The sequence below is a fragment of the Chryseobacterium sp. 22458 genome (assembly GCF_052044975.1).
Classification (GTDB): domain Bacteria; phylum Bacteroidota; class Bacteroidia; order Flavobacteriales; family Weeksellaceae; genus Chryseobacterium.
Genome location: NZ_JBQEOA010000001.1, coordinates 977,183 through 1,000,149 on the forward strand (window position 1 = coordinate 977,183; position 22,967 = coordinate 1,000,149).

20 protein-coding genes are annotated in these 22,967 nt (G+C 36.8%); 17 read left to right on the plus strand and 3 right to left on the minus strand.

Features of this window, described 5'->3' with window-relative positions:
- Positions 1-128: 128 nt before the first annotated feature.
- The 4 genes from ACTJJF_RS04285 to ACTJJF_RS04300 all read left to right on the plus strand — a co-directional run bounded on the left by ACTJJF_RS04285 (position 129) and on the right by ACTJJF_RS04300 (position 4,485).
- Positions 129-1,055 (plus strand): mevalonate kinase family protein, encoded by a 927-nt coding sequence (locus tag ACTJJF_RS04285; protein ID WP_312303088.1) that lies wholly within the window; start codon positions 129-131, stop codon positions 1,053-1,055.
- A gap of 10 nt (positions 1,056-1,065) precedes the next feature.
- On the plus strand, positions 1,066-1,995 hold the full coding sequence (locus ACTJJF_RS04290) for a UbiA family prenyltransferase (protein WP_312303090.1): 930 nt from the start codon (positions 1,066-1,068) through the stop codon (positions 1,993-1,995).
- A gap of 64 nt (positions 1,996-2,059) precedes the next feature.
- Positions 2,060-3,229, plus strand: coding sequence for a proline dehydrogenase family protein (locus ACTJJF_RS04295; protein ID WP_312303092.1), 1,170 nt, complete (start codon positions 2,060-2,062; stop codon positions 3,227-3,229).
- Between the two features lie 233 nt (positions 3,230-3,462).
- Positions 3,463-4,485 (plus strand): T9SS type A sorting domain-containing protein, encoded by a 1,023-nt coding sequence (locus tag ACTJJF_RS04300; protein WP_440698800.1) that lies wholly within the window; start codon positions 3,463-3,465, stop codon positions 4,483-4,485.
- Positions 4,486-4,544: 59 nt separating this feature from the next.
- Here the strand turns inward: ACTJJF_RS04300 and ACTJJF_RS04305 are convergent, their stop codons facing one another.
- The gene (locus ACTJJF_RS04305; RefSeq protein ID WP_440698801.1) at positions 4,545-5,078 is read right to left on the minus strand and encodes a helix-turn-helix domain-containing protein; all 534 of its coding nucleotides are present in this window, start codon (positions 5,076-5,078) and stop codon (positions 4,545-4,547) included.
- 971 nt (positions 5,079-6,049) lie between these two features.
- On the opposite strand from ACTJJF_RS04305, the gene ACTJJF_RS04310 reads away from it, so the two are divergent.
- Complete coding sequence (locus ACTJJF_RS04310; protein WP_312303098.1) at positions 6,050-7,159, plus strand: M14 family zinc carboxypeptidase; 1,110 nt, start codon at positions 6,050-6,052, stop codon at positions 7,157-7,159.
- Positions 7,160-7,474: 315 nt separating this feature from the next.
- On the opposite strand, the gene ACTJJF_RS04315 is transcribed toward ACTJJF_RS04310, so the two are convergent.
- Entirely contained in the window at positions 7,475-7,975 is a 501-nt protein-coding gene (locus tag ACTJJF_RS04315) for a DUF4920 domain-containing protein (protein WP_440698802.1), read from the minus strand.
- 141 nt (positions 7,976-8,116) lie between these two features.
- Here ACTJJF_RS04315 and ACTJJF_RS04320 point away from each other — a divergent pair, with 141 nt between their 5' ends.
- The 10 genes from ACTJJF_RS04320 to ACTJJF_RS04365 all read left to right on the plus strand — a co-directional run bounded on the left by ACTJJF_RS04320 (position 8,117) and on the right by ACTJJF_RS04365 (position 18,720).
- On the plus strand, positions 8,117-9,529 hold the full coding sequence (locus ACTJJF_RS04320) for an APC family permease (RefSeq protein ID WP_312303104.1): 1,413 nt from the start codon (positions 8,117-8,119) through the stop codon (positions 9,527-9,529).
- A gap of 167 nt (positions 9,530-9,696) precedes the next feature.
- Positions 9,697-10,137 carry a GPW/gp25 family protein gene (locus ACTJJF_RS04325; protein ID WP_066692510.1) on the plus strand — a complete coding sequence of 147 codons (441 nt, stop codon included), beginning with the start codon at positions 9,697-9,699 and terminating at the stop codon, positions 10,135-10,137.
- A gap of 24 nt (positions 10,138-10,161) precedes the next feature.
- Entirely contained in the window at positions 10,162-12,045 is a 1,884-nt protein-coding gene (locus tag ACTJJF_RS04330) for a type VI secretion system baseplate subunit TssF (RefSeq protein WP_440698803.1), read from the plus strand.
- Positions 12,046-12,690: 645 nt separating this feature from the next.
- Positions 12,691-15,522: an excinuclease ABC subunit UvrA gene (uvrA, locus tag ACTJJF_RS04335; protein ID WP_440698804.1), complete on the plus strand. Its 2,832-nt coding sequence runs from the start codon at positions 12,691-12,693 to the stop codon at positions 15,520-15,522.
- A gap of 81 nt (positions 15,523-15,603) precedes the next feature.
- Positions 15,604-16,422 carry a hypothetical protein gene (locus ACTJJF_RS04340; RefSeq protein WP_440698805.1) on the plus strand — a complete coding sequence of 273 codons (819 nt, stop codon included), beginning with the start codon at positions 15,604-15,606 and terminating at the stop codon, positions 16,420-16,422.
- A gap of 247 nt (positions 16,423-16,669) precedes the next feature.
- Positions 16,670-16,804 (plus strand): bacteriocin-like protein, encoded by a 135-nt coding sequence (locus ACTJJF_RS04345; protein WP_083988440.1) that lies wholly within the window; start codon positions 16,670-16,672, stop codon positions 16,802-16,804.
- 289 nt (positions 16,805-17,093) lie between these two features.
- A complete protein-coding gene (locus tag ACTJJF_RS04350) occupies positions 17,094-17,606 on the plus strand; it encodes a DUF421 domain-containing protein (protein WP_440699229.1) in 513 nt (170 codons plus the stop codon).
- A 5-nt stretch (positions 17,607-17,611) separates the two neighbouring features.
- Positions 17,612-18,103 carry a GNAT family N-acetyltransferase gene (locus tag ACTJJF_RS04355; protein WP_312303115.1) on the plus strand — a complete coding sequence of 164 codons (492 nt, stop codon included), beginning with the start codon at positions 17,612-17,614 and terminating at the stop codon, positions 18,101-18,103.
- A 110-nt stretch (positions 18,104-18,213) separates the two neighbouring features.
- Positions 18,214-18,393, plus strand: coding sequence for a quinol oxidase subunit 4 (locus tag ACTJJF_RS04360; protein ID WP_440699234.1), 180 nt, complete (start codon positions 18,214-18,216; stop codon positions 18,391-18,393).
- Positions 18,394-18,507: 114 nt separating this feature from the next.
- On the plus strand, positions 18,508-18,720 hold the full coding sequence (locus ACTJJF_RS04365) for a hypothetical protein (RefSeq protein WP_312303119.1): 213 nt from the start codon (positions 18,508-18,510) through the stop codon (positions 18,718-18,720).
- 39 nt (positions 18,721-18,759) lie between these two features.
- Here ACTJJF_RS04365 and ACTJJF_RS04370 read toward each other — a convergent pair whose 3' ends face one another.
- Positions 18,760-19,074 (minus strand): DUF4286 family protein, encoded by a 315-nt coding sequence (locus ACTJJF_RS04370; RefSeq protein WP_312303121.1) that lies wholly within the window; start codon positions 19,072-19,074, stop codon positions 18,760-18,762.
- A gap of 148 nt (positions 19,075-19,222) precedes the next feature.
- Here ACTJJF_RS04370 and gyrA point away from each other — a divergent pair, with 148 nt between their 5' ends.
- Together gyrA and ACTJJF_RS04380 are read left to right on the plus strand one after the other, a co-directional pair.
- Positions 19,223-21,823 carry a DNA gyrase subunit A gene (gyrA, locus tag ACTJJF_RS04375; protein WP_440698806.1) on the plus strand — a complete coding sequence of 867 codons (2,601 nt, stop codon included), beginning with the start codon at positions 19,223-19,225 and terminating at the stop codon, positions 21,821-21,823.
- A 27-nt stretch (positions 21,824-21,850) separates the two neighbouring features.
- Entirely contained in the window at positions 21,851-22,891 is a 1,041-nt protein-coding gene (locus ACTJJF_RS04380) for a tetratricopeptide repeat protein (RefSeq protein WP_312303125.1), read from the plus strand.
- Positions 22,892-22,967 lie beyond the last annotated feature (76 nt).

Consider the following 22,967-nt stretch of genomic DNA (forward strand, 5'->3'; position numbering starts at 1 on the left):
TTCTCAGGCTTTTTTGTTATTTTAGAGCATTAACCAGAGTTATAAAATAAAATAGCTGATATTCGGCCTGAGTTTTGCTTATATTCAGCGGAATAATTTTTAACTTTGCAAAAAGATTTATTGTCAATATGACCAACCCTTTATTTTATGCAAAAATAATCCTGTTTGGAGAATATGGAATGATTGAAGATTCCCAGGGGCTTGTAGTACCTTACAGCTTCTATAAGGGAACTTTAAAATTTTCAGATCTAAGCTCTGAATTTGAGCTTAATTCCAACAGACATCTGCAGAAATATTCAGATTTTCTTACGACGCTTGATCTTTCTGATGATTTTAAACTGGATATTGAAAGCTTCAAAGATGATATTTCAAACGGACTTTTCTTTGATTCCAACATTCCCCAGGGATATGGAGTAGGAAGTTCAGGAGCTCTGGTAGCCGCTATTTTTGAAAAATATTCTATCAGCAAACTGAATCCTGAAAACATTTCAAAAGATAACCTTAAGAAATTAAAAGCCGTTTTCGGTGAAATGGAGAGTTATTTCCATGGTAAAAGTTCAGGTATGGATCCTTTGATCTGCTATATGAACCTACCGATTCTTATTGAAAACAAAGAGAATTTAGACAGGGTTTCTATTCCTGACGGAGAAGAAGGAAAAGGAGCTATATTCCTGATCGATTCCGGAATTACCGGAGAAACCGGGCCTATGATCCAGATCTTCTTTGAAAAAATGAAGACCGAAGGTTTCCGTAAAACCCTTAAAGAAGAGTTTATTCGTTATAACAATGCATGTATTGATGCATTCCTTAAAAAAGATATGAATCCGTTTTTCAGAAACCTGAAAAAGCTTTCCCATTGGGCCTATGAACATTTCCGCCCTATGATCCCTGAAAGTATTTTCAATATCTGGAAAAAAGGTCTGGATTCCAATGCATATTACCTGAAACTTTGCGGAAGCGGAGGTGGCGGATATATTCTGGGATTTACCAAAGACTATGAAAAAGCTGAAAAAATGCTTGACGGTTTCCAAAAAGAGGTGATTTACAGATTTTAAACAGATTGGAATGAATTCTGAAAAGGAAACTTTCCAATCTAAAAATTATATTTCAAAATCTCTATTTTACAGATTTTCACAATTCGTGGGCTTTTTGCTCGGAGCACGTTTTTTTGTAGCTGCTCTGTTGACATTTGCCTTATATGTTTCTACATTTTTCCTTTTTAATCAGGATGAATCTTTCAGAAATTTCGTATTCGATTTCAAAGTTCACGGGATTATTTTTTGTACGGTTCTTACCATTCTGGCAGGCGGAATTATCAACCAGTTCTATGACCTGGAGAAAGATCATATTGTAAAACCTTTCCGCACAAGAGTTCAGAGTTTCATCAAGCAGAAATATTTTTTATATGCTTATCTGGGATTAAGTGCCATTTCTTTGGGAGTAGCATGGGCAATTTCCCATAATGTTTTTGTTTTTTTCCTGGTGTATCAGTTCTTTATGTGGTTTTACAGCCATAAGCTGAGCAGGATACTGATTTTAAACAATCTTACCTTTGTAAGCCTTACCTTATATCCGTTCTTTGGAATGATGGTTTACTATGAAACCTTTTCCAAAAAAGTTTTCCTGATGGCGGTTTTCCTTTTTCTTATCCTTTTATGCATTGATATTGTAAAAGATACCCTTACCAGAAGTGTTGACAAAACATTCGGATACATTACTATTCCCAATTATTTTAAAAGCAGGAATACAAAGATCATTCTGATCTCCCTTTTACTGATCACGATGGCCGTTTCGATGAAAATCATTACCAAAACCGGAGTTTCCGGATTCATGGCCTATTACTTTGCAGGAGGCCTGTTTGTTATGATCTTCTGCATCTATCTTTTTCTGAATGCTTCCAGAAAGAGCAACTTCCTTACTCTTAATCTGTTACGATTCTGGGTTTTCGTAGGAATTATTGCAATGCTTCTAAACGGGATAGAGCATAAATTATAAAAAAAATTCTTTAAATAAACTGAGGTTATTATTACCTTTGCATAACTAAATTTAATAAATAGGAATGCCCATTTTTAATGATACCAAAGTTGCATTTGCAGACAAGTCTGATGCACAATTGAGAAAGGCTTACTGGATGTTTAAAATGATTGAACAGCCTGCTCTTACCAGCCTTGGAACCTCTGTTCTTAATTTCACTGTACACAACAATTTTCCGTTCGTTACAGGAATTGTGAAAAAAACTTTATTTGAGCAGTTCTGTGGTGGTGAAACCCGTGAAGAAAGTATGAAAGTGGTAAAACAGCTTTTCAAAAGGGGAGTTGGAAGCATTTTCGATTATTCCATTGAAGGGAAAGAAGATGAGGAAACCTTTGATGCAGTATGTAAGGAGATCAAGGATATTGTGAGGTTTTCAGTAGGAAATCCGGCGATTCCTTTTATTGTATTTAAACCTACCGCTTTCGGAAGAATAGATCTGTATGAAGCTGTTGGGAAAGGAGCAGAGCTTACGACAAGCCAGAAAGAAGAATGGGAAAGAGTAGTAAAAAGATTTGATGAGGTATGCAGTCTTTGCCATGAAAATGATAAAAAAGTAATGGTAGATGCTGAAGAAACCTGGATGCAGGATGCAGCAGACCACCTTTGTGAAGAGATGATGGAGAAGTACAACCAGCAGAAACCTATTGTTTGGAATACCATCCAGATGTACAGAACCAAAAGGCTGGAATATATGGAAGCACATCTTCAGAGAGCGAGAGAAAAGAACTATTTCATCGGATATAAAATCGTTCGTGGTGCTTATATGGAGAAGGAAAGAGCCAGAGCAGCAGAAAAAGGATATGAAGACCCGATACAGCCTACTAAAGAAGCATCTGACAGAAACTACAATGCAGGAATTGACTTTGTGATGAACCATCTGGATAAAGTATCCGCTTTCTTTGGAACGCATAATGAAATTTCTTCAGAGCTGATCATGGATAAAATGAAGGCAAAAACCTTGGAAAATGATAATCCACACGTCTATTTCGGGCAGCTTTACGGAATGAGTGATAATATTACCTTCTATTTGTCAGATAAAGGCTATAATGTAGCCAAATATCTTCCATATGGACCTGTAAAAGATGTTGTGCCTTATCTTACAAGAAGAGCCCAGGAAAACACCTCTGTCGCCGGACAGACTGGGAGAGAGCTTGGTCTTATCAAAAAAGAACTGGAAAGAAGAAAAAAGCAATAAATATTGTTATAAAAAATGAAAAGACCTGCAGAATTTGCGGGTCTTTTTTGTTGGAGTTAATTGAATAAAATGCAATGTTTATTATGGATTAAGCAATTTGTAATCCTTTAATTGATATTATCAATGATTAGTCTAATTGTTGATATTGTTATTTATTTGATAAAATAAATTAATTTCTATTGTTAATTTGATTTTAATTTTTTATATTTGATTAAACAATAAAAACTAAAGACATGAAAAAAACTTTACTTCTCGCTGCCTGTATGGTGGCTAATTTTGCCCTCTCACAAACCTATATGAATGGAGGTATAAGTACTGGAGCTACTTCTAAAAGTGGTGCGGCTGCACCTGCCGGTTATACCTGGTCTGAATTACAGAATAATACTGGAAATACTACGGAAACAAACACCAGCTTGGGATTGGGAGGAACTTATATTTCAGCTGCATCCAGTCTTTTTCTGGCTGATGATTTTACAATCCCGGCCGGTAGCAACTGGCAAATCACTTCGATTGATTTTTTTGCATATCAGACAAGCTATGCAGGAACCACTGCGCCTTTTAATACAGCAAGAGTAAATATATACAGTTCAGATCCGTCTGTGGCTGGTGCGGTAAGCGTTTTTGGAGATGATACCACCAACCGGTTCACGGCAGGGGTAGATGGAGGTATGTACAGAATTGGAAACTCCAGTGTTCCTACTTCAGTTGTCAGCCCTCTTACCAACAGAAAAATATGGAAAATAACGGCTAATACACCTGTTACATTAGGTCCGGGAACATATTGGGTGAAATATCAGCTTCAAAATGTAGTGCCGGCAAGTGGAGGCTTTTTTCCTCCTGTTACACTTGCTGATACACGTGGATTACCTTCTTTTAATGCTAAACAGTTTAATGCAGTGGCAGGAACATGGGTTTCCATTATAGATGACGGATTGCCTGCTACAGCTCCGGATTATCCATTAGATATGCCCTTTGTGATTACTTATACTTCAGTTTCACTGGGAACAAAAGAAACGATGCAGTATGACAACAGAGTACAGGTATATCCGAATCCGGTAAAAGATCATTTTAAAATCAATAATCCCGAGAGAATGAAAATAAGTACTGTAGATATTATAGATGTTTCCGGTAAAGTGATCAGATCGATGCAAGGTTCGGAAGAATACAGCGTATCAGATTTACCAAAAGGAAATTATATTCTCAAAATAAATAATGATGGCGGACCTGCCAAAATTACAAAATTAATAAAGCAATAGCTTTAGTTTTCTTCTTCAAATATTTTTTAGCCTGACCAAATCTTCTCTGGTCAGGTTTTTTATGGTTCAAAACTTTCGAATTTTCCGTTTTCATAGAACAGAACAATACGTTTTATCTTACCGGATTGATTTCCAAGTGCTTGCATAAGTATATTTTCATTAGTATCTGCTAATCGCTGAGAATCGGATATTTGTTCCGTAGCTTTACTTGGGGACGGTATAAACGATTCTCCGGAACCTGTCTGAGGCGCTTCATCCTCTCTTTCATCAGCTCCAAATTCATGATCTTCATTGATCATCGTAAACAGATCAGGCAGAGGAGTAGGCTGTACCTTTTCTTCTTCAGATTTTGCATGAATTTCTGTTTCCGGTAATTCCTGCTTCAGCATTTCGCCTTCACCGGTAACCAGCCAGTCCCAAAGAAGTTCAGGGAAACGGGATTTTATTTTTATGATAAACTCCAGAGAAGGTTTGTTTCTTCCCGAAGTAATATGCGAAATGGAAGAACGCTGCACATCTATTTCATCCGCAAATTCTGAAGGTGTAAGATTGGAGTACTCTATAACTTTTGAAATTCTTTCGTTTAAACTCATAAAAATAAGTCTTTAATTATGTTACAAATGTAAAACAATAAATTTACAAATGCAAAATACAAATGTAAATAAATAAAAATTAATTGTGTATACAGATGTAAATTAAAATTAAGGTATTATAAAACAGTATATTATGGATTAATGACAAATGTTTTCTATTATTTAGGAGGATAAACAACAGATTCTGTTATTAAATTTCCCTGGTGCCTTTAATTGTTATTTATGTTAAATTTAGGGTTAGAAATGTAAATAATACCCTTAAAGGGCAAATTTTTTCCTGATAAAACTCTTATTCTTACAGTTTACATTGGTAATTTGCAATATTGTATCATCAATAAGCGGGAAAGCCTTTAATAATTTCTTAAATGCACGTATAAAGCATGTTATAAGGGTATACAAAATTAAATTACAGGTGTAAATATTACTTTTTTAATGCTCTTTTTGGAGTATTTTGATTATTAGCTAACGTTCTTTTAACAAATTTGGCTTAGGTTTCTCTTTAAGTATATAAAAATGATATTTAAAGTTATTGCTATGGCAAATTTTGAATATTTTGATGATTTACATTTGTTAAAATGCATAAATAACCTGAATTATCTCCATTCTATATGTTTAATAAAATAATGCCTATATGGCATAAATAGAGGGTTTTACTACTTCAAGTAAACTTATAAATATTATTGAATTAAAGATTGTAACTAATTGATATATAAATAATTAAATATGTTAAATTAAATTATTCGCAATTCACAATTTTATCCACAGACATTTTGTCAAACTGTAGCGTTTAACAATGTTACGTTTGTTAATTAATGTTTTTGTATAAAATCTCATATATTTAACTTCTGTAAACAGTAATAATTTTGATGTAAATTCTAAAATCTTCCTGTTTTTTAAGCTATTTACAGATGTTAATTTCGTTTTTCTACTTTAAAATGGTTAAATTTGATTCTTGTAAATTATTTCTAACAATGAACTTTGAACAGATCTATTCTCAAAACCCCGATTTCTCAAATCGCTATATTTCCCCTGAAAAATTATTTTCTTACCTACAGGCGAATCTCAGCGATTATATTCAGGAGATTGGAACTTCATATTTAAACAAACCGATTTATCAGTTAAGCATCGGAACCGGAAATATCAATGTACTGGCCTGGTCACAAATGCACGGAAATGAATCCAATGCCACCCATGCCATGCTTGATCTTTTGATAAGTCTTGATAAAGCTCCTGAAATGAAACAGGATCTGTTCAGTAAAATAAAACTGGACTTTATCTTTATGTTGAATCCGGACGGATCTGAAAGATGGACAAGACTCAATGCTGCAGACATTGATCTGAACAGGGATTTTCATAATGAAGCAAGTAAAGAAATTAAGTTTCTTAAAAAAGCAGCTTCATCAAAGAAGTATGATTATGCTTTAAATCTCCATGAGCAGAGAACCATTTTTACAACAGACGGTGTTCATCCTGCCACTCTTTCCTTTCTGGCACCTTCCGAAAATGTGGAACGTACCGTTACTGAGAACCGTAAAAAATGTATGGCAGTGATCGGAAGTGTTTACAATCATCTTAAAGAAATGATCCCTAACCAGATCGGAAGATATTCTGATGAATTTTATCCTACTTCTACCGGGGATAATTTTATCAAAGCCGGTATGCCTACTATTTTATTTGAAGGCGGACATTTTGTAGATGATTATACCCGAAAAGGAACCAGAAAATATTATACTGTTGCCCTATATTATGCACTGAAAGCCATCAGCGAACTGAATTCCGATATTACAGGATGGGAAGCTTACCTTGAGATTCCTGAAAATAAAGAGACCCATTATGATATTGTTTACAGAAATGTAAGACTCAATACGGAACATGAATGCATTTTAGATATTGCCGTTCAGTATAGGGAAATGAAAGAAGAAGGTAAGGACGAGATCTCCTTTATTCCTTTTGTGATGGAAGCCGGAGATGTAAAGAGAAAAAAAGGCTGGCTGGAGATAGACTGTACCGGAAAGAAATTCATCTCTGCTACCAGATATCCGAAACTGGATGCTGTAGTAGATTTTAAAATAGAAGACTAAACAGTATCGGCAATCCAAAGGATTGCCGATACTGTTTTTATCAGGAATTCCTTTTCCTAATATATTGTTTTTCCTGAAAAATTAAGAATTTAAATCTGTTTCATTGGAACGACAGTTTTTATAGTCAGGAAATCTGCGAAATCCGCCAGAGATATCATTCAATAGGAGCAGACTTTAGTCTGCTTATCAAAATTATAAAATACCTAGCCCGGACTTTAGCCAAAACTTAAAAAAACAAAACTCCGGAAAAAATCCAGAGTCTCTATTATTTTTGTTATTCCCGAAGAATTTGTAAAAGTATGAGTTTGAGAATTGTTAATTCACCACTTTAATTCCGTTTGCTACAAATCTGATCTCTTCCTTAGGCTGTGTAATGGCATCAATCTCAGACTGAGGCTTCTTAGCATCTTCTGCATAATGTTTCTGCTCATTGACAGAAATTACTTTTCTTTCCGCATTACCCTCCAGTACAACATTTTTACCTTTTAAAGCTGTAGGTACAAAAAAAGCATAGTCTTTCATTTTTACAAAAAACTTAGAATTGTCTTCTGTCTGAATGGTAAGCCAGCATCCTTTTTTATCACAAACATCTGTTACTTTTCCTTTAACAGCAATATTTTCAACTTTTTTGTTGTCTTTTTTAAGCTGTTTGCCCAGTTTATCTGCTGTGATGGCTTTAGATTCAACGGATGAAGAGACTTCACCTCCATAAGTATCACCTACTACAGCATTTCCTGGTGGCGGACCACTTTGCTGTGCAAATGCAAGACTTGAAGCAGTAACAGCTGCAGCGAATAATATCGTTTTAAATTTCATTGTTAATATTTTTCCAAAAATACTAATTAATATTGAATGATAACAGAATAAAAAATGACAAAAATCAAGTGATTGTGCAAAACTTTAATAAAATTCAAAACGAATGCGAGATTTGTTTATATTTGAACCCTATACTTGACTATGCAGAAAAAACTGAAACTATGGGATGCCATCATGCTGGTGATGGGGTCTATGATCGGAAGCGGGATCTTTATTGTAAGTGCTGACATGATGCGGAACCTGGGATCAGGATTCTGGCTAATTGTAGTCTGGATCATCACAGGAATCATGACTGTAGCCGCAGCGATCAGCTATGGTGAGCTTTCCGCACTGTTTCCGAAAGCCGGAGGGCAGTACACCTATCTGAAAGAAATTTTCGGAAAGAAGATGGGCTTTCTTTACGGCTGGGGATTGTTTACGGTGATACAAACCGGAACGATTGCGGCAGTAGCAATGGCTTTTGGTAAATTTACAGCCTATCTGATACCTTCTCTCAATGATGCAGCACCTATTTTTCAAAGCGGGGAATTTAAGATTACCTGGATTCAGGTGCTGGCAATAGCAGTTATTCTTTTGCTCACTTATATCAATACAAGGGGAGTTCAAAGTGGAAAAATTCTTCAGAATATATTTACAGGATCTAAAATTATTGCATTATTAGGACTGATCGCATTAGGCTTTATATTGGTTGATTTCTCTCATCTGTCTGAAAATTTCAGTCTGGGAACAGATTCTTTTAATAACCTTAAAAAGGATCTTAGCGGTAACTTCCTTAAAGAAGGCTGGGAACCGATTGGCGGAATGACTTTGCTGGGAGGAATTGCTGCTGCGATGGTGGGCTCGGTTTTCAGTTCGGTAGCTTGGGAAAGTGTAACGTTTGTTTCAGGAGAAATTGATAATCCGAAACGAAATGTAGTAAAATCTATGATTTATGGCACATCTGCCGTAATGCTTCTTTACATTGCTGTTAATTTTGTCTATCTGAATGCACTGGACAGGGATGGAATTGCATTTGCCACCAATGACAGGGTTGCTGTAGCAGCTTCACAGAATATTTTCGGGAGTGCAGGTACCGTTATTATTGCACTGCTGGTAATGGTCTCTACATTCGGATGTGATAACGGACTTATTTTAGCCGGGGCAAGAGTTTTTCAGACAATGGCCAAAGACGGAATGTTCTTTGCATCTGCCATAAAAAATAATAAAAATGAAGTTCCGGAAAATGCTTTGTGGATGCAGGGCGTCTGGGCTTCACTGTTATGTCTGAGCGGTCAGTACGGCAACCTGTTGGATATGATTTCTTTTGTCATCGTGTTGTTTTATATGATAACGGTTTTTGGAGTTATTTACCTGAGAATGAAACAGCCGGCACTGGAAAGGCCTTATAAAACATGGCTTTATCCCGTAACACCCATTATTTATCTGCTGATCGGGACATGTTTCTGTATCCTGCTTTTAATTTATAAGCAGCAATATACATGGCCGGGGTTTGTAATGGTACTCCTGGGACTTCCGGTATATTATTTTATCAACCGGAAAAAAACAGATCGCTAACCTGTGATAAAAAATTTAAGAGATATAATAGTTTAGGGCTTTCAATTCAGTTGAAAGCCCTGAATTTTGAATAATATTTTAATGGAATATGACAATTATTTAGTGAAAATGTGTATTTTGGTATTTCGTTTTTAACGACAGACCATGAAGTAAAAAATTAAGAAGTTATGGATACACCAAATTACAGAATGCCTTTCGTTCCGTCTACTTTAATGACCGAAGGCGGAAGTATCGATACCTGCGATATGGGAGAAAGTATTGCTCACAATATCATGCTGCTGATCACCACCAAAAAAGGGGAGAACAGGTATGACGAAAACTATGGAAACGATGTCTGGAACCTGGAATTTGATAATGGAGTAACCAGTGCCATCTGGGAAAGTGTTTTTATCAAAAGTCTCAGAAGACAGATCCAGGAGTATGAACCCCGCATTGTACAGCCGCAGATTGATGCTCATATACAATTTGTAGAGCACAGCTATGATACCAAAGAACACACAGAAATCAAAAAGAAAGTAAGAATTGCCATCAATGCCAAGATGGAGGAAACAGGAGAACGTTTCAGCTTTTCAACAGAGTTGTTCCTGAGTCCTATGTCTATTGATTAATATTTTTAACAGCGAAAAGAAATTATGAATTTAGATCAGAATATTTATTCCAAAGAATCTGTAAAAGCAAGAATGCTTCAGAATGCAACTAAAGTATGGGGACTGAAGAGCCCGCAATCTTTAGATCCTTTTGTAAAGCTATTGATTGATGCATTCAGTACAGAAGTTTTCAAAGCGAATAATGAAATACAAACGGTGAATGCCCGTATTTTAGAAAAACTGGCAAAACTGCTTACACCATCTATTTATACCCATCCCATCCCGTCTCATGCTGTGGCTTTTACACAGCCTTATGAGTCTTCAGAAGTTTTGTTGGAACATACGGAGTTTTTCTTCCGTAAGCAGATGACTTCTACCGTAAAATCAGAATCGGACAAACAACTTAATATTCCTTTTACCCCGGTAGGGAATGTGAGAATCAATAAAACACATACTTCCATCATGTTTGTAGGAAATACCTGTTACAGCATTGATGACAGGTTCAACAAAATTCCTATCGCAAGATTTCCGGGAAGACCGGAAGATTACAGAAAGATTACAATAGGGGTGGATGTAAGTAAATATGTAAGTGAGAACTTTCCTAAATACATGAGTGTATTCTGTTCCAATCCGGCTTTCGAACACCTTGACTTTGTGTATAAACTATTGCCTTATATCACTGTTTCAAGCAACGGAAACCCTTTGTTTGTAAGAGAAGGCTTAAGTTATCTTACGGAAAATCATACGGATGGATATGAGCAGATGTTCAAAGAACAGTCGATCAGAAATAAAGTGATTGAAGATATTAAGAGCATCTACCGTCATAAATTCATTGAAATTACAGGCTTATCTCAGAGTCTCTTTTCAGAGCCGGGCCAGCTTCCGCAAAATCTTGAATTCCTGGCTGGAAAAGAAGAAATTCGTAAGTATATAGAAAACAAAAAGTATTTATGGCTTACTTTCGAATTTCCACCACAGTTTTCTGCAGAGATTCTGGATAACTTCTCATTTGTACTGAACGCATTCCCAATCTATAACCGGGGATGGAAGAAAACAGAATACAGCCTTGATATTATGGGTAATAATATTCCTTTGGTAACAGATGAAGGCGAGCATTTTCTGTATGTAGATGAGGTTCAGGATGGTGATGGAAGAAAATACACGGAAATTCCCTTCACTCCCGCAGACGACCTGAAGAAAGGATTATATACGGTAAGAAAAGGAGGAATGGAGCGTTTCACCAACAGAAATGCAGTAGATATGATTGCAAATGTCCTGGAGCTTACAAGAGATGAGATTGCAGCATTCTCCCTTCTCAACAGGGATAATGTAAAAGGTGTTCTCAGTGAAATGTCTGATAAGATGAAATCTATGGTACAGAAAGTAAATAATGCCAAAAGAAATATCAGACAGGAACTTAACTATGTGATCATGGAGCCTGTGGAAAAAACAGACCATACCTACGCTGCTTTCTGGGTTACTCACTGTACACTGGCCAATCATATGCGTCCTGGCACGGAACTTTCAAACCAGCTGAAATCGCAGACAGTTATACTGCTTACCGAAACATTGGGCGGATCAGAAGAGCAGAAAGGGACAGACAGTATTCAGGCTTATAAATATGCCCTTACGACAAGAGATAAAATTATTTCTCTTGAAGATGTCAAAAACTACTGCAGAATGGTCCTGAAAGATGAATTGAGAGAGGTGAGGGTAAGAAGAGGAACCATGATCAGCAATAAACCTAAAGAAGGTTTCGTAAGGACTGTTGAGGTAGAAATTGTTCCGCAAAACTACTCTTTTTATGGAAGAGCCTACTGGGAAAATATGGCCAATATTCTCCGGAACCAGATCATTGCAAAAGCAATAGACGGAATTGAATATCTTGTAAAGATAACCAATGAAGATGTTGAATTCCAGGATATGTAAAACTCCTTTGAAAATTTAGCATCCGTTACAATATAAAATGCCGTATTTCCTGCGGCATTTTTATATTTTATCCCTAAAAACATCTACGATGAAAGTTGAAAAAATCATTTTTTTCATTAATAATATACCCATCGGCTTTAGCCAAAACCTATTTATCTGAAGAATATTAATGAAGAAACGGCAGATACGGAAAAGATCATTGCAGATGCCAACCGTGAAGTTTGGCAATACTATACCACAAATGAAAAAAATATGATTATCACATCAATAGAAACGGGCTTTAGCCCGTTTTTTCAATATGATATATCCATCGGCTTATTTATCTGAAAAATAATAATGAAGAAATGGCAGATACGGAAAAGATCATTGCAGATGTCAACCGTGAGGTTTGGCAATACTGTACCCACAAATGATAAAAATATAATTACCACATCAATAGAAACGGGCTTTAGCCCGTTTTTTCAATAATAACATATCCATCGGCTTTAGCCAAAACCTATAATTCGCATTGGTATAAAATACACAATCATAACCGGTAGAAACAAAGCTTTATTATAAAAATTTTAACCCTTCGAAATTCGAAAAAATTCCATAAAAATCCGTAATTTTGCACGTCGTGATTTTCAGACAAAGTCACTCCGAATTATGAGCAAATCAACAGAATATATAGAAGTTTACGGAGCACGTGAACATAATTTGAAGAACATTAACGTTAAGATTCCCCGCAACGAACTTGTTGTAATTACCGGACTTTCCGGAAGTGGGAAATCGTCACTCGCTTTTGATACTATTTTTGCAGAAGGGCAACGCCGTTATATCGAAACATTCTCAGCATATGCCCGTCAGTTCTTAGGAGGATTGGAACGTCCCGATGTAGATAAAATTGAAGGACTTTCCCCGGTTATCGCCATTGAACAGAAGACAACCAACAAAAATCCACGTTCTACTGTAGGTACCGTTACAGAATTATATGACTTTTTACGTCTTTTGTATGCAAGGGTGTCAGATGCGTACTCATTGTCTACAGGTCAGAAATTGGTAAGCTATACCGAAGATCAGATTCTGGAAACGATCAAAGAGAACTATAAAAAAGAAAAGATCATGTTGCTGGCCCCTGTGGTACGTTCCAGAAAAGGACATTACCATGAACTTTTTGTGCAGATGGCCAAAAAAGGGTATGGACAGGCAAGAATTGACGGCGAATTGCAGGACATTGAATATGATCTGAAACTTGACCGTTATAAAACCCACGATATCGACATCGTGATCGACCGTTGGATTATTGGAGAAAGCGCTTCAGAAGGCAGAATGGAAAAATCCCTGCGTACAGCGATGGAAATGGGCGAGGGAATTATCGGAATTCAGAAATTAGGAAGTACAGATATAGAATATTTCTCAAAAAACCTGATGGATGCTGAAACCGGCCATTCATTAGCATTACCTGAGCCTAATACTTTTTCGTTCAACTCACCCAAAGGAAGCTGTCCGAATTGTAAAGGACTGGGAACCATCAAAAAGATCAATACAGATTATTTTATAGATAACCCGAAACTTTCCATAAACCAGGGAGGTTTACTCCCACTGGAAGACATTAAATCCAATAAATGGATACTCTCACAAATCAAAAACATTCTTGAAATCTTTGGTTTGGGACTGACAACTCCGCTTCAGGATATCCCGGAAGAAGCATTGGATTATATTTATAACGGATGCCATAAAGAATTTAATAAAGACCTGAAATATGCAGGTATTACCAAAAAAATAAAGATCAGTTTTGACGGATTAATCGTTTTCATGGAGGAAATCATTGATGAAAGAGAATCTTACGAAGCGATCTTACTGGAGAGACACTTTACAACAGAAGAAACTTGCCCGGAATGTAACGGAACCCGTCTTCAGTCGTCAAGTCTGAGCTTTAAAATTGATGGAAAAAATATTGCTGAGGTAAACGGATTGAGTTTAGCTGATTTAAAAGAATGGCTGACTGATGTAAAAGATAAATTCTCAGAAAAAAATAAAATCATAGCTCATGAAATTCTGAAAGAGATCGAAACCAGACTTCAGTTCTTACTGGATGTCGGACTGGATTATCTGAGTTTGAGCAGAAGCTCCAGGACCCTTTCAGGAGGAGAGTCCCAGAGGATTCGTCTGGCAACGCAGATTGGTTCTCAGCTGGTGAATGTATTATACATCCTTGATGAGCCAAGTATCGGGCTTCACCAGAGAGATAATGAAAGGCTGATCCATTCCCTGAAAAACCTGAGAGATATCGGGAATTCCGTATTGGTGGTGGAGCATGATAAAGATATGATCCTGGAAGCCGATGAGGTGTTGGATATTGGCCCCAGAGCCGGTAAATTCGGTGGAGAAATCCTTTGGCAGGGGAAGCCGAAAGATCTCCTGAAAGCTGATACCATCACCGCCCAGTATATTAATGGAAAAAGAAAAATTGAAATTCCCGCAGAAAGAAGAGCTGGAAGCGGAAAAAATATCATATTAAAAGGCGCTACAGGAAATAACCTTAAAAATGTAACCTTGGATATTCCTCTTGGAAAGCTTGTTGTGGTAACAGGAATTTCAGGAAGCGGAAAATCTTCACTCATCAACGGGACTTTATATCCTATCCTTAACAAACACTTCTACAGAGCTGTTCAGGAACCTTTGCCCTATAAAAAAATTGAAGGACTGGAAAATATTGATAAAATTGTAGATGTAGACCAAACCCCGATCGGAAGAACGCCACGTTCCAATCCTGCAACCTATACCGGAATGTTTACTGATATCAGAAACCTTTTCGCAGAACTGCCGGAAAGTAAGATTCGTGGGTACAAACCGGGAAGATTCTCTTTCAACGTAAAAGGCGGAAGATGCGAAACCTGTCAGGGAGGCGGGTTGAAGGTCATTGAAATGAACTTCCTCCCGGATGTATATGTTCACTGTGAAACCTGCAACGGAAAACGCTTCAACAGAGAAACTCTGGAGGTTCGTTACAAAGGAAAATCTATCTCTGATGTTCTGGATATGACCATTGATGAAGCGGTAGATTTCTTCCAGCCGATTCCAAAGATTTTTGCAAAAGTAAAAACACTGCAGGATGTAGGATTGGGATATATTACCCTGGGGCAACAGTCAACAACCCTTTCAGGAGGTGAAGCACAACGTATCAAGCTTGCAACCGAACTTGCGAAAAGACAAACCGGAAATACGCTTTATATCCTTGATGAGCCTACAACGGGACTTCACTTTGAAGATGTAAAAATCCTGATGGATGCTATCAATCAATTGGTAGAACTGGGTAACTCTTTCATCATCATTGAACACAATATGGACGTAATCAAATTAGCAGACCATATCATCGATGTTGGTCCCGAAGGAGGAAAACACGGCGGGCAGATCGTAGCCCAGGGAACTCCGGAGGAGATTGTAAAATCTAAGAAGAGTTTAACAGGAAAGTTCCTGAAAAGGGAATTGGAGTGATAAAATATAAATTTAATCATAGAAAAGGATTTGCGAAAGCAGATTCTTTTTTATTTTTATAAGAAAACTAAATCCAAACGAATGAAAAATTATATCATCCTTGCATTACTTGCTTTGCTTTTATCCTGTAAAAAAGAAAAAAACATACCTACACGAAATCCGGTTCCTGAAAATGATAGTGTGGTAGTCAGCAAAATAGAGTATAAGCTGGACAAAAGTAGTGTTTTCGGAGTCTATCAGCTTACAGATAAAGACATGGCTATTTGTATTCCGGTACAGTTTAATGATCAGGATGACCCTTTATCCGTAAAATATGAAAAGTTTCTTGTAAAAGATTCACTTCCGTGGATCTACCGCAGGGAAATGAAAGACTATCAGTATTATGATACAATCTCTGCAGGACCGTGGATTTATAACAAGAGATTTGAAGATGCATTTAAAAAAGAAATGAAAGACAGCTATTTTGTATACGGTACAAAAGGTTCTCAGAAATCTGAAATAAAAAGAATTATTTTCCAATCTACAGAATGTGGGAATGATTATATTGCTTATATCCTGAATATTGATAAAAAACAGATCGGAAACCCTCTTATTGCCTCGGAAAATGAAATTCCATTACAATATGGCCGTAATTATAAAGAAATAAATCAGTCTATAAAAAAATCAGCGTCAAAAGAAAGTACAGAAAATAATTATGGTCACGGGAATTACAATCCCATTGTCTACGGGAACTATAAAAACCTGTATTTTACTTACTATGATGACTTTAAATGGCACAACAGGAATTCCGGGTCCAATTGTCAGTTCCCGGAAAGAGCTATTTTTGAAACAGATTCGAAAGGCAAGGTCAGTATGCTGTGGAGTTCAGAAATGGATCTCCTGGGACTGCCATGTCTTTAAAAAGCGTAATTTTGAACTGTCTAATTAGAATGATCATAAAAGTCTGACAGATAATATGATATCTTGCACATATGTGATGCCGGTAACTGTAGGAATTGATAATAAATAGTATTTAATACTGAATTAGACTGAAATTTCCATAGATATTTTATCAAAAAAGTGTGAATAATGAAAACATAAATCATTAAATTATAAGAAGTCTTAGAGATATTCGTTTTAATTTTGGTAGACCATAAATTAAAACTATATGAAAAATTTAAAGAAGCTGACTAAAGTAGATTTGAAGTCAGTGTACGGAGGACAGCCTAAACAGTATTGTACATATTGCGAATGGGCAAATAAAGTATTTTGCAGCGAAGTTCCAATCGTTCAATGTCCATAAAAAAAATAAACCGTTTCCTGGAAGCGGTTTTTTTATGTAAAGACGGTTGACTTTTTCATTAATGGCTTTTCTGGCTGCTGATGAAGGTTCTGTTTCCCCCACAGGCTGTATAAATGAAAAAATAGGGACTTTATCATTCTAAATATTCTTCAGGCTTATTTCCAAACCTATACTAAGGAATAGTAAAATTAAAACATCATAACAATTCTATACTCTATCATCAATACATTTTCACGAATCCATTCATACAATTGCAAAAAATCAATACATTTGAGTAGATAAAAAAATGGTGGATCCTATTCTTAACGTTGCTGTTCGTTCCCTTTGCGTTTACCTGTTTATGGTGATCGCCATCCGATTATTTGGCAAAAATCAGCTTTCCCAGCTTAATGCAGGAGATGTAGTTCTCTTGCTTCTGATCTCTAATGCAGTTCAAAATGCAATGGTAGGGCCGGATACCTCTTTGCAGGGAGGAATTGTTGCGGCATTGGTTTTGTTTGTAGCTAATTTTCTTTTGAAAAGATTCATGTTTTCCAGCCGCTCCTTTGAGAGATTTATGGAAGATGAACCGGTAGTGCTTATACGGGATGGCGTTACAGACCAGTCGGCATTGAACCGGGTGAAAATTACACAGGGAGAATTGGAGGAAGCGATAAGGGAGCACGGGATTGATGACATAAAAAATGTGAAAATATCCGTCCTGGAAGTTGACGGCAATATCAGTGTTGTTTCTGAAGATGAAAAGAGTAAACAGACCCACTATTCAAGAATTAAAAGAAAAAGCAAGAAAAAATACCATTAAATACGATGAATTACGAATTACGAGAAATGCTTCCCAATGACGAAGCCAGAGTACTGGAAATTTTCAAACAGGGAGTGGATAGCGGGATCGCTACTTTAGAAACAGAAGTTCCTACTGCAGAAGCCTGGAGTATGGAATATTTCAATGATTGCCGCTGGGTACTGGAAAATGAAAACAATACAGTCGTGGGATGGTGTGCCTTAAAACCGGTTAGCAAAAGAGAATCTTTTAAAGGAGTAGCTGAAGTAAGCATTTATTTTGATAACGAATACCAGGGAAAGGGACTCGGTTCCATATTACTGAAAAAAATAATCCTGGACAGTGAAGATCATGGATTCTGGACCTTACAGACCAATCTGTTTTCTGAAAATGAAATGGCCATCAAATCGCATCAGAAAAATGGCTTTAGAATGGTAGGCATTCGAAAGAAAATAGGAAATCTTAATGGACAATGGAAAGATCTCGTTCTGATGGAAAAGAGAAGTGAAAGAATATAATGATGAATAATTCGCTACCTTAGGATTTTGAAAATTCACAATTTAAATGATTAATGCTGTTTGGCATCAAGCTTGATTTATTGAATAACTAAGTTTGAAAAAGTGAAATAATGAAAAATATGTTTAAAATTACAGGAGTTCTTATCATAATGTTTATGCTGTCATCATGTATTGTTCATGATCATGGAAGAGGACCTAAGAAAATTCCGCCGGGACAGGCTAAAAAAGTATTCGGTGGCAGCGCAAAAGATTACGCTCCCGGACAGGTAAAAAAAAGACACCGTTATTAGCCGGATAAGAATTTAAAGTGGTATTTACCCACACAATATGTATGATAATATTTTTTGGCATTATCATTGATATATTTCGCTATCGAAATGGAAAAAGTGAGAATAATGAAAAGTATGTTTAAAATTGTTGGGGCAGGCGTGGTACTGTTTATGTTGTCATCATGCATAGTGCATGAGCCTCATGGAAGAAGAATGCCACCGGGACATGCAAAAAGGTATTATGGCGGAAGTGCAAGATATTATGCACCTGGACATGTAAAAAAAGTATACATCTATGAAGATCGTGGTCATCATCACAGAGGCCGTGGTCATGGACATCACAGATAAAATAAAAGCACTGAAATTTCAGTGCTTTTTGCTTGTATATTACAGCTTAGATTTTTTCGGATTCAAAAGTGTATCGAAGATCAGTACTTCCTGCCCGAACTTAGCTTCAATTCGCTCTGCTATATTTTTCAGTTCGCTTTCAAGAAAATCATTTCTCAGTTCATCATTATCAAAGACCAATAGGAGATTATAATTTTTTCCTTCATCAATATAGTCACTGTGAACTTCAGATAAGATGTATTTGTTGACATCCATCAGATTTTCAGTCATTAAAATCAGTGTTTCGTCAATATAATTTTCCCATTCTTCCAGATTATTTTTCGTACAGTGGAAAGTTATACTCAATACGCTCATATTTTATGAATTTTTAAGATTTTGTGGATAAATTCTAGCACAAAAATCGGCATTTTTTTCGTAAATTAGCCCGTTAATAAAAATTCAAAATAAATAATTTTCAGACTTTCAGCTAAGGGTCTGACTATCATTATAATAAAATTTGTTTATGCAAAAAGAAGGAGAAAGACTGATTCCTATCAACATTGTTGATGAAATGAAGTCGTCTTATATCGATTATTCGATGTCCGTTATCGTTTCAAGAGCGTTACCGGATGTAAGAGACGGCTTGAAACCCGTTCATAGAAGAGTGCTTTATGGTATGTATGGATTAGGGGTTTTTTCTAATAGAAAATATTTAAAATCTGCTAGAATTGTTGGGGATGTTTTGGGTAAATATCATCCACACGGAGATTCCTCTGTATATGATGCAATGGTAAGGATGGCCCAGGACTGGAGCTTGCGTTATCCGCAGGTAGACGGGCAGGGTAACTTCGGATCTATGGACGGTGACCCGCCGGCAGCAATGCGTTATACCGAGGCAAGATTGAAAAAAATCTCTGATGAGGTTCTTTCGGACTTAGACAAAGAAACAGTTGATTTCCAGAATAACTTCGACGACAGTTTGCAGGAACCAACAGTAATGCCTACTAAAATCCCTAACCTTTTGGTAAACGGAGCTTCAGGTATTGCAGTAGGGATGGCAACCAATATGGCGCCACACAACCTTTCAGAATCTGTAGATGCCATCTGTGCTTATATTGATAACAAAGATGTTACCATCGATGAATTGATGCAGCACATCGTTGCACCGGATTTCCCTACAGGAGGTATTATCTATGGGTATGACGGTGTAAGGGATGCTTTCCATACAGGTAGAGGAAGAGTAGTTCTGAGAGCGAAAGTTAACTTTGAAGAAATTGGAAACAGAAACGCTATTATCGTAACTGAAGTTCCTTATCAGGTAAACAAAGCTGAGATGATCGCCAGAACGGCAGAGCTTGTAAAAGATGAAAAAATTCCTGGTATCCACGAGATCAGAGATGAATCAGACAGAAAAGGATTGCGTGTTGTTTATGAACTGAAAAACGATGCTATTCCAAATGTTGTTCTAAACCTTTTATATAAATATACAGCACTTCAGACCTCTTTCAGTGTCAACAATATTGCATTGGTACACGGAAGACCGGAGCAGCTGAACCTTAAAGATATCATTCACCACTTTGTAGAACACAGACATGAGGTCATCGTAAGAAGAACTCAGTTTGAGCTTAAAAAAGCAAAAGAAAGAGCGCATATCTTAGAAGGATTCATGAAAGTGATCGGAACTCAGGACGCTTTAGACAGAGCCATTTCCATTATCCGTCACAGTGCAAACCCTCAGGCTGCAAAAGAAGGACTGATAGAAGCATTCGAGCTTTCAGACATTCAGGCTCAGGCTATCCTTGATCTTAGATTGGCTCGTCTTACAGGAATGGAGCTTGATAAGATCCGTGATGAGTATGATGCAATCATGAAAGAAATTGCCAATTTGGAAGATATCTTAGCGAATGAGCCGAGAAGATTCCAGATCATTAAGGAAGAACTTATTGAAGTAAAAGAAAAATACGGCGACGAAAGAAGAACGGAAATTGATTACTCAGGAGGAGAAATGTCTATTGAAGATATTATTCCGAACGAATCTGTAGTTCTTACCATTTCTCACGCAGGATATATCAAGAGAACATCCCTTTCTGAGTACAAAATTCAAAGCAGAGGAGGTGTAGGAAACAAAGCGGCAACAACAAGGGATTCTGACTTCCTTGAGTACATCGTTTCTGCAACCAACCACCAGTATATGCTGTTCTTTACAGAAAAAGGAAGATGTTACTGGCTAAGAGTATTTGAAATTCCTGAAGGATCCAAAACGGCGAAAGGAAGAGCGGTACAAAACCTTATCAATATTGAGCCGGATGATAAAATCAAAGCATATATCAGAACCAACAACCTGAAAGACTCAGAATATGTAAACCAGATGAGCGTTGTGATGGTAACCAAAAACGGTACGATCAAGAAAACTTCATTGGAAGCATACTCCAGACCAAGAGTAAACGGTGTGAATGCTATTGAGATCAGAGATAATGACCAGTTACTAGGAGCTTACCTTACCAACGGAACTTCTCAGATTATGATTGCTACCAAAAACGGTAAATGTATCCGTTTCCCTGAAGAAAAAGTAAGAGAAGTAGGTAGAGGATCTATCGGGGTGCGTGGTATAGCGATGGAAGATAATGATGAAGTTATTGGTATGATTGTTGTGAATGACGTAGAGAACGAAACAGTACTTGTGGTATCTGAAAAAGGATATGGAAAGAGAACTGCAGTAGAAGACTATAGAATTACCAACAGAGGAGGAAAAGGAGTAATTACCCTGAACATTACTGAAAAAACAGGAAACCTGATTGCTATTCAAAACGTAACAGACGAAGACGGATTGATGATTATCAACAAATCCGGTGTTGCCATCAGAATGGGAATGGATGAAATGAGAGTAATGGGTAGAAATACTCAGGGAGTAAAACTGATCAACCTTAAGAAAAATGACGAAATTGCAGCCATTGCAAAAGTAGAAATGGATAAAGATGTAGAGGATGATTCTGAAGAACTTGAAGATGCTGAAGGCACTGAAGATGTAATTCAGGAAGGAACAGGAACACTATTTGATAACCTTGAAGACGATAATGCAGCCCCTCAGGATGAGGAAACTGAGAACTCTGATTCTGAAGAATAAATGTACAATTAATATAAAATAGTTATTATGAAGAAACTGATTTTAGGAATGGCTATCGTAGCATCTGCTTTCGTTTTCGGGCAGAAAGATAAAGATGCAAACGCTTTGAATGCGCAGCTTCAGGCGGCAAACAAAACAGCTATGGATGCTTACAATGCAAAAAATTATGCAGCAGCAGCTCCTAAGTTTATAGAGGTATATGACCTATTGAAATCTACCGGTCAGGATAATAAAATATATATGTATTATGCAGGACTTAGCCACGCATTGGCGAATAACAGTGATGCATCTATCAAAATATATACAGACCTGGTGAATTCTGGATTTACAGGAGTAGAAACTACGTATACTGCAAAAGAAAAGAAAAGCGGACAGGTGGTGAATCTTGATAAAGCTACATGGGAGCTTATGAAGAAAAACCCGGATTATACCGATTTCAAAACAGAGCAGACAAAAAGCGTAGAGCCTGAGTTATATGAAACTCTATCTTCATTGCTTCTGAATGCTAAAAAACCTGCTGAAGCACTTACAATCATTGAAAAAGGACTGGCGAAATACCCAAACAATGCTAAGCTTAAAGAAGCTCAGACTACAGCATACCTTCAGTCAGGAAATACAGATAAATTCGTTTCAGGTTTGAAGGAGCAGTTAGCAAAGAACCCTAATGATGCTACAAATTGGTACAACTTAGGGGTAATGCAGGCTAAAACTCCGGCAACTGTAAACGATGCTTTGGAATCATTCAAAAAAGCAATCGAGCTTAAACCTGATTTTGCTGATGCACACCAGAACCTTGTCTATACTACTATTGGTGATGATGCTACCATCGTTGGGCAGATCAATGCTTTAAGAAAAGATAAGCCGGACGAAGCTTCCAAACTGATCGATGAGAGAAGAGAAAGATTCAACAAAGCACTACCATATGCTGAAGGTTGGTACAAGGCAGCACCAAAAAGCCTTGATGCGGTTACTGCATTAAAAGAAATTTATATCGTAACCAAAAACATGGATAAAGTTAAAGAAATGAAAGCAAAAGAAGCTGAACTGACAGCAGCTGGAGCAAAATAATCATTTTTGATAACCTCAAATAATAAAAGACCGGAACAGAAATGTTCCGGTTTTTTTTGATTTAAAAATGGAATGG

Bases quoted from the DNA above. Each gene is read 5' to 3' on its own strand.
- ACTJJF_RS04340 (WP_440698805.1), top strand. From the start codon at position 15,604: ATGAAAAATTATATCATCCTTGCATTACTTGCTTTGCTTTTATCCTGT.
- ACTJJF_RS04380 (WP_312303125.1), top strand. From the start codon at position 21,851: ATGAAGAAACTGATTTTAGGAATGGCTATCGTAGCATCTGCTTTCGTT.
- ACTJJF_RS04295 (WP_312303092.1), top strand. From the start codon at position 2,060: ATGCCCATTTTTAATGATACCAAAGTTGCATTTGCAGACAAGTCTGAT.
- ACTJJF_RS04330 (WP_440698803.1), top strand. From the start codon at position 10,162: ATGAATTTAGATCAGAATATTTATTCCAAAGAATCTGTAAAAGCAAGA.
- uvrA (WP_440698804.1), top strand. From the start codon at position 12,691: ATGAGCAAATCAACAGAATATATAGAAGTTTACGGAGCACGTGAACAT.
- ACTJJF_RS04300 (WP_440698800.1), top strand. From the start codon at position 3,463: ATGAAAAAAACTTTACTTCTCGCTGCCTGTATGGTGGCTAATTTTGCC.
- ACTJJF_RS04315 (WP_440698802.1), bottom strand. From the start codon at position 7,975: ATGAAATTTAAAACGATATTATTCGCTGCAGCTGTTACTGCTTCAAGT.
- ACTJJF_RS04305 (WP_440698801.1), bottom strand. From the start codon at position 5,078: ATGAGTTTAAACGAAAGAATTTCAAAAGTTATAGAGTACTCCAATCTT.
- ACTJJF_RS04360 (WP_440699234.1), top strand. From the start codon at position 18,214: ATGAAAAATATGTTTAAAATTACAGGAGTTCTTATCATAATGTTTATG.
- ACTJJF_RS04320 (WP_312303104.1), top strand. From the start codon at position 8,117: ATGCAGAAAAAACTGAAACTATGGGATGCCATCATGCTGGTGATGGGG.
- ACTJJF_RS04355 (WP_312303115.1), top strand. From the start codon at position 17,612: ATGAATTACGAATTACGAGAAATGCTTCCCAATGACGAAGCCAGAGTA.
- ACTJJF_RS04345 (WP_083988440.1), top strand. From the start codon at position 16,670: ATGAAAAATTTAAAGAAGCTGACTAAAGTAGATTTGAAGTCAGTGTAC.
- ACTJJF_RS04365 (WP_312303119.1), top strand. From the start codon at position 18,508: ATGTTTAAAATTGTTGGGGCAGGCGTGGTACTGTTTATGTTGTCATCA.
- ACTJJF_RS04285 (WP_312303088.1), top strand. From the start codon at position 129: ATGACCAACCCTTTATTTTATGCAAAAATAATCCTGTTTGGAGAATAT.
- ACTJJF_RS04290 (WP_312303090.1), top strand. From the start codon at position 1,066: ATGAATTCTGAAAAGGAAACTTTCCAATCTAAAAATTATATTTCAAAA.
- ACTJJF_RS04325 (WP_066692510.1), top strand. From the start codon at position 9,697: ATGGATACACCAAATTACAGAATGCCTTTCGTTCCGTCTACTTTAATG.
- ACTJJF_RS04370 (WP_312303121.1), bottom strand. From the start codon at position 19,074: ATGAGCGTATTGAGTATAACTTTCCACTGTACGAAAAATAATCTGGAA.
- ACTJJF_RS04310 (WP_312303098.1), top strand. From the start codon at position 6,050: ATGAACTTTGAACAGATCTATTCTCAAAACCCCGATTTCTCAAATCGC.
- gyrA (WP_440698806.1), top strand. From the start codon at position 19,223: ATGCAAAAAGAAGGAGAAAGACTGATTCCTATCAACATTGTTGATGAA.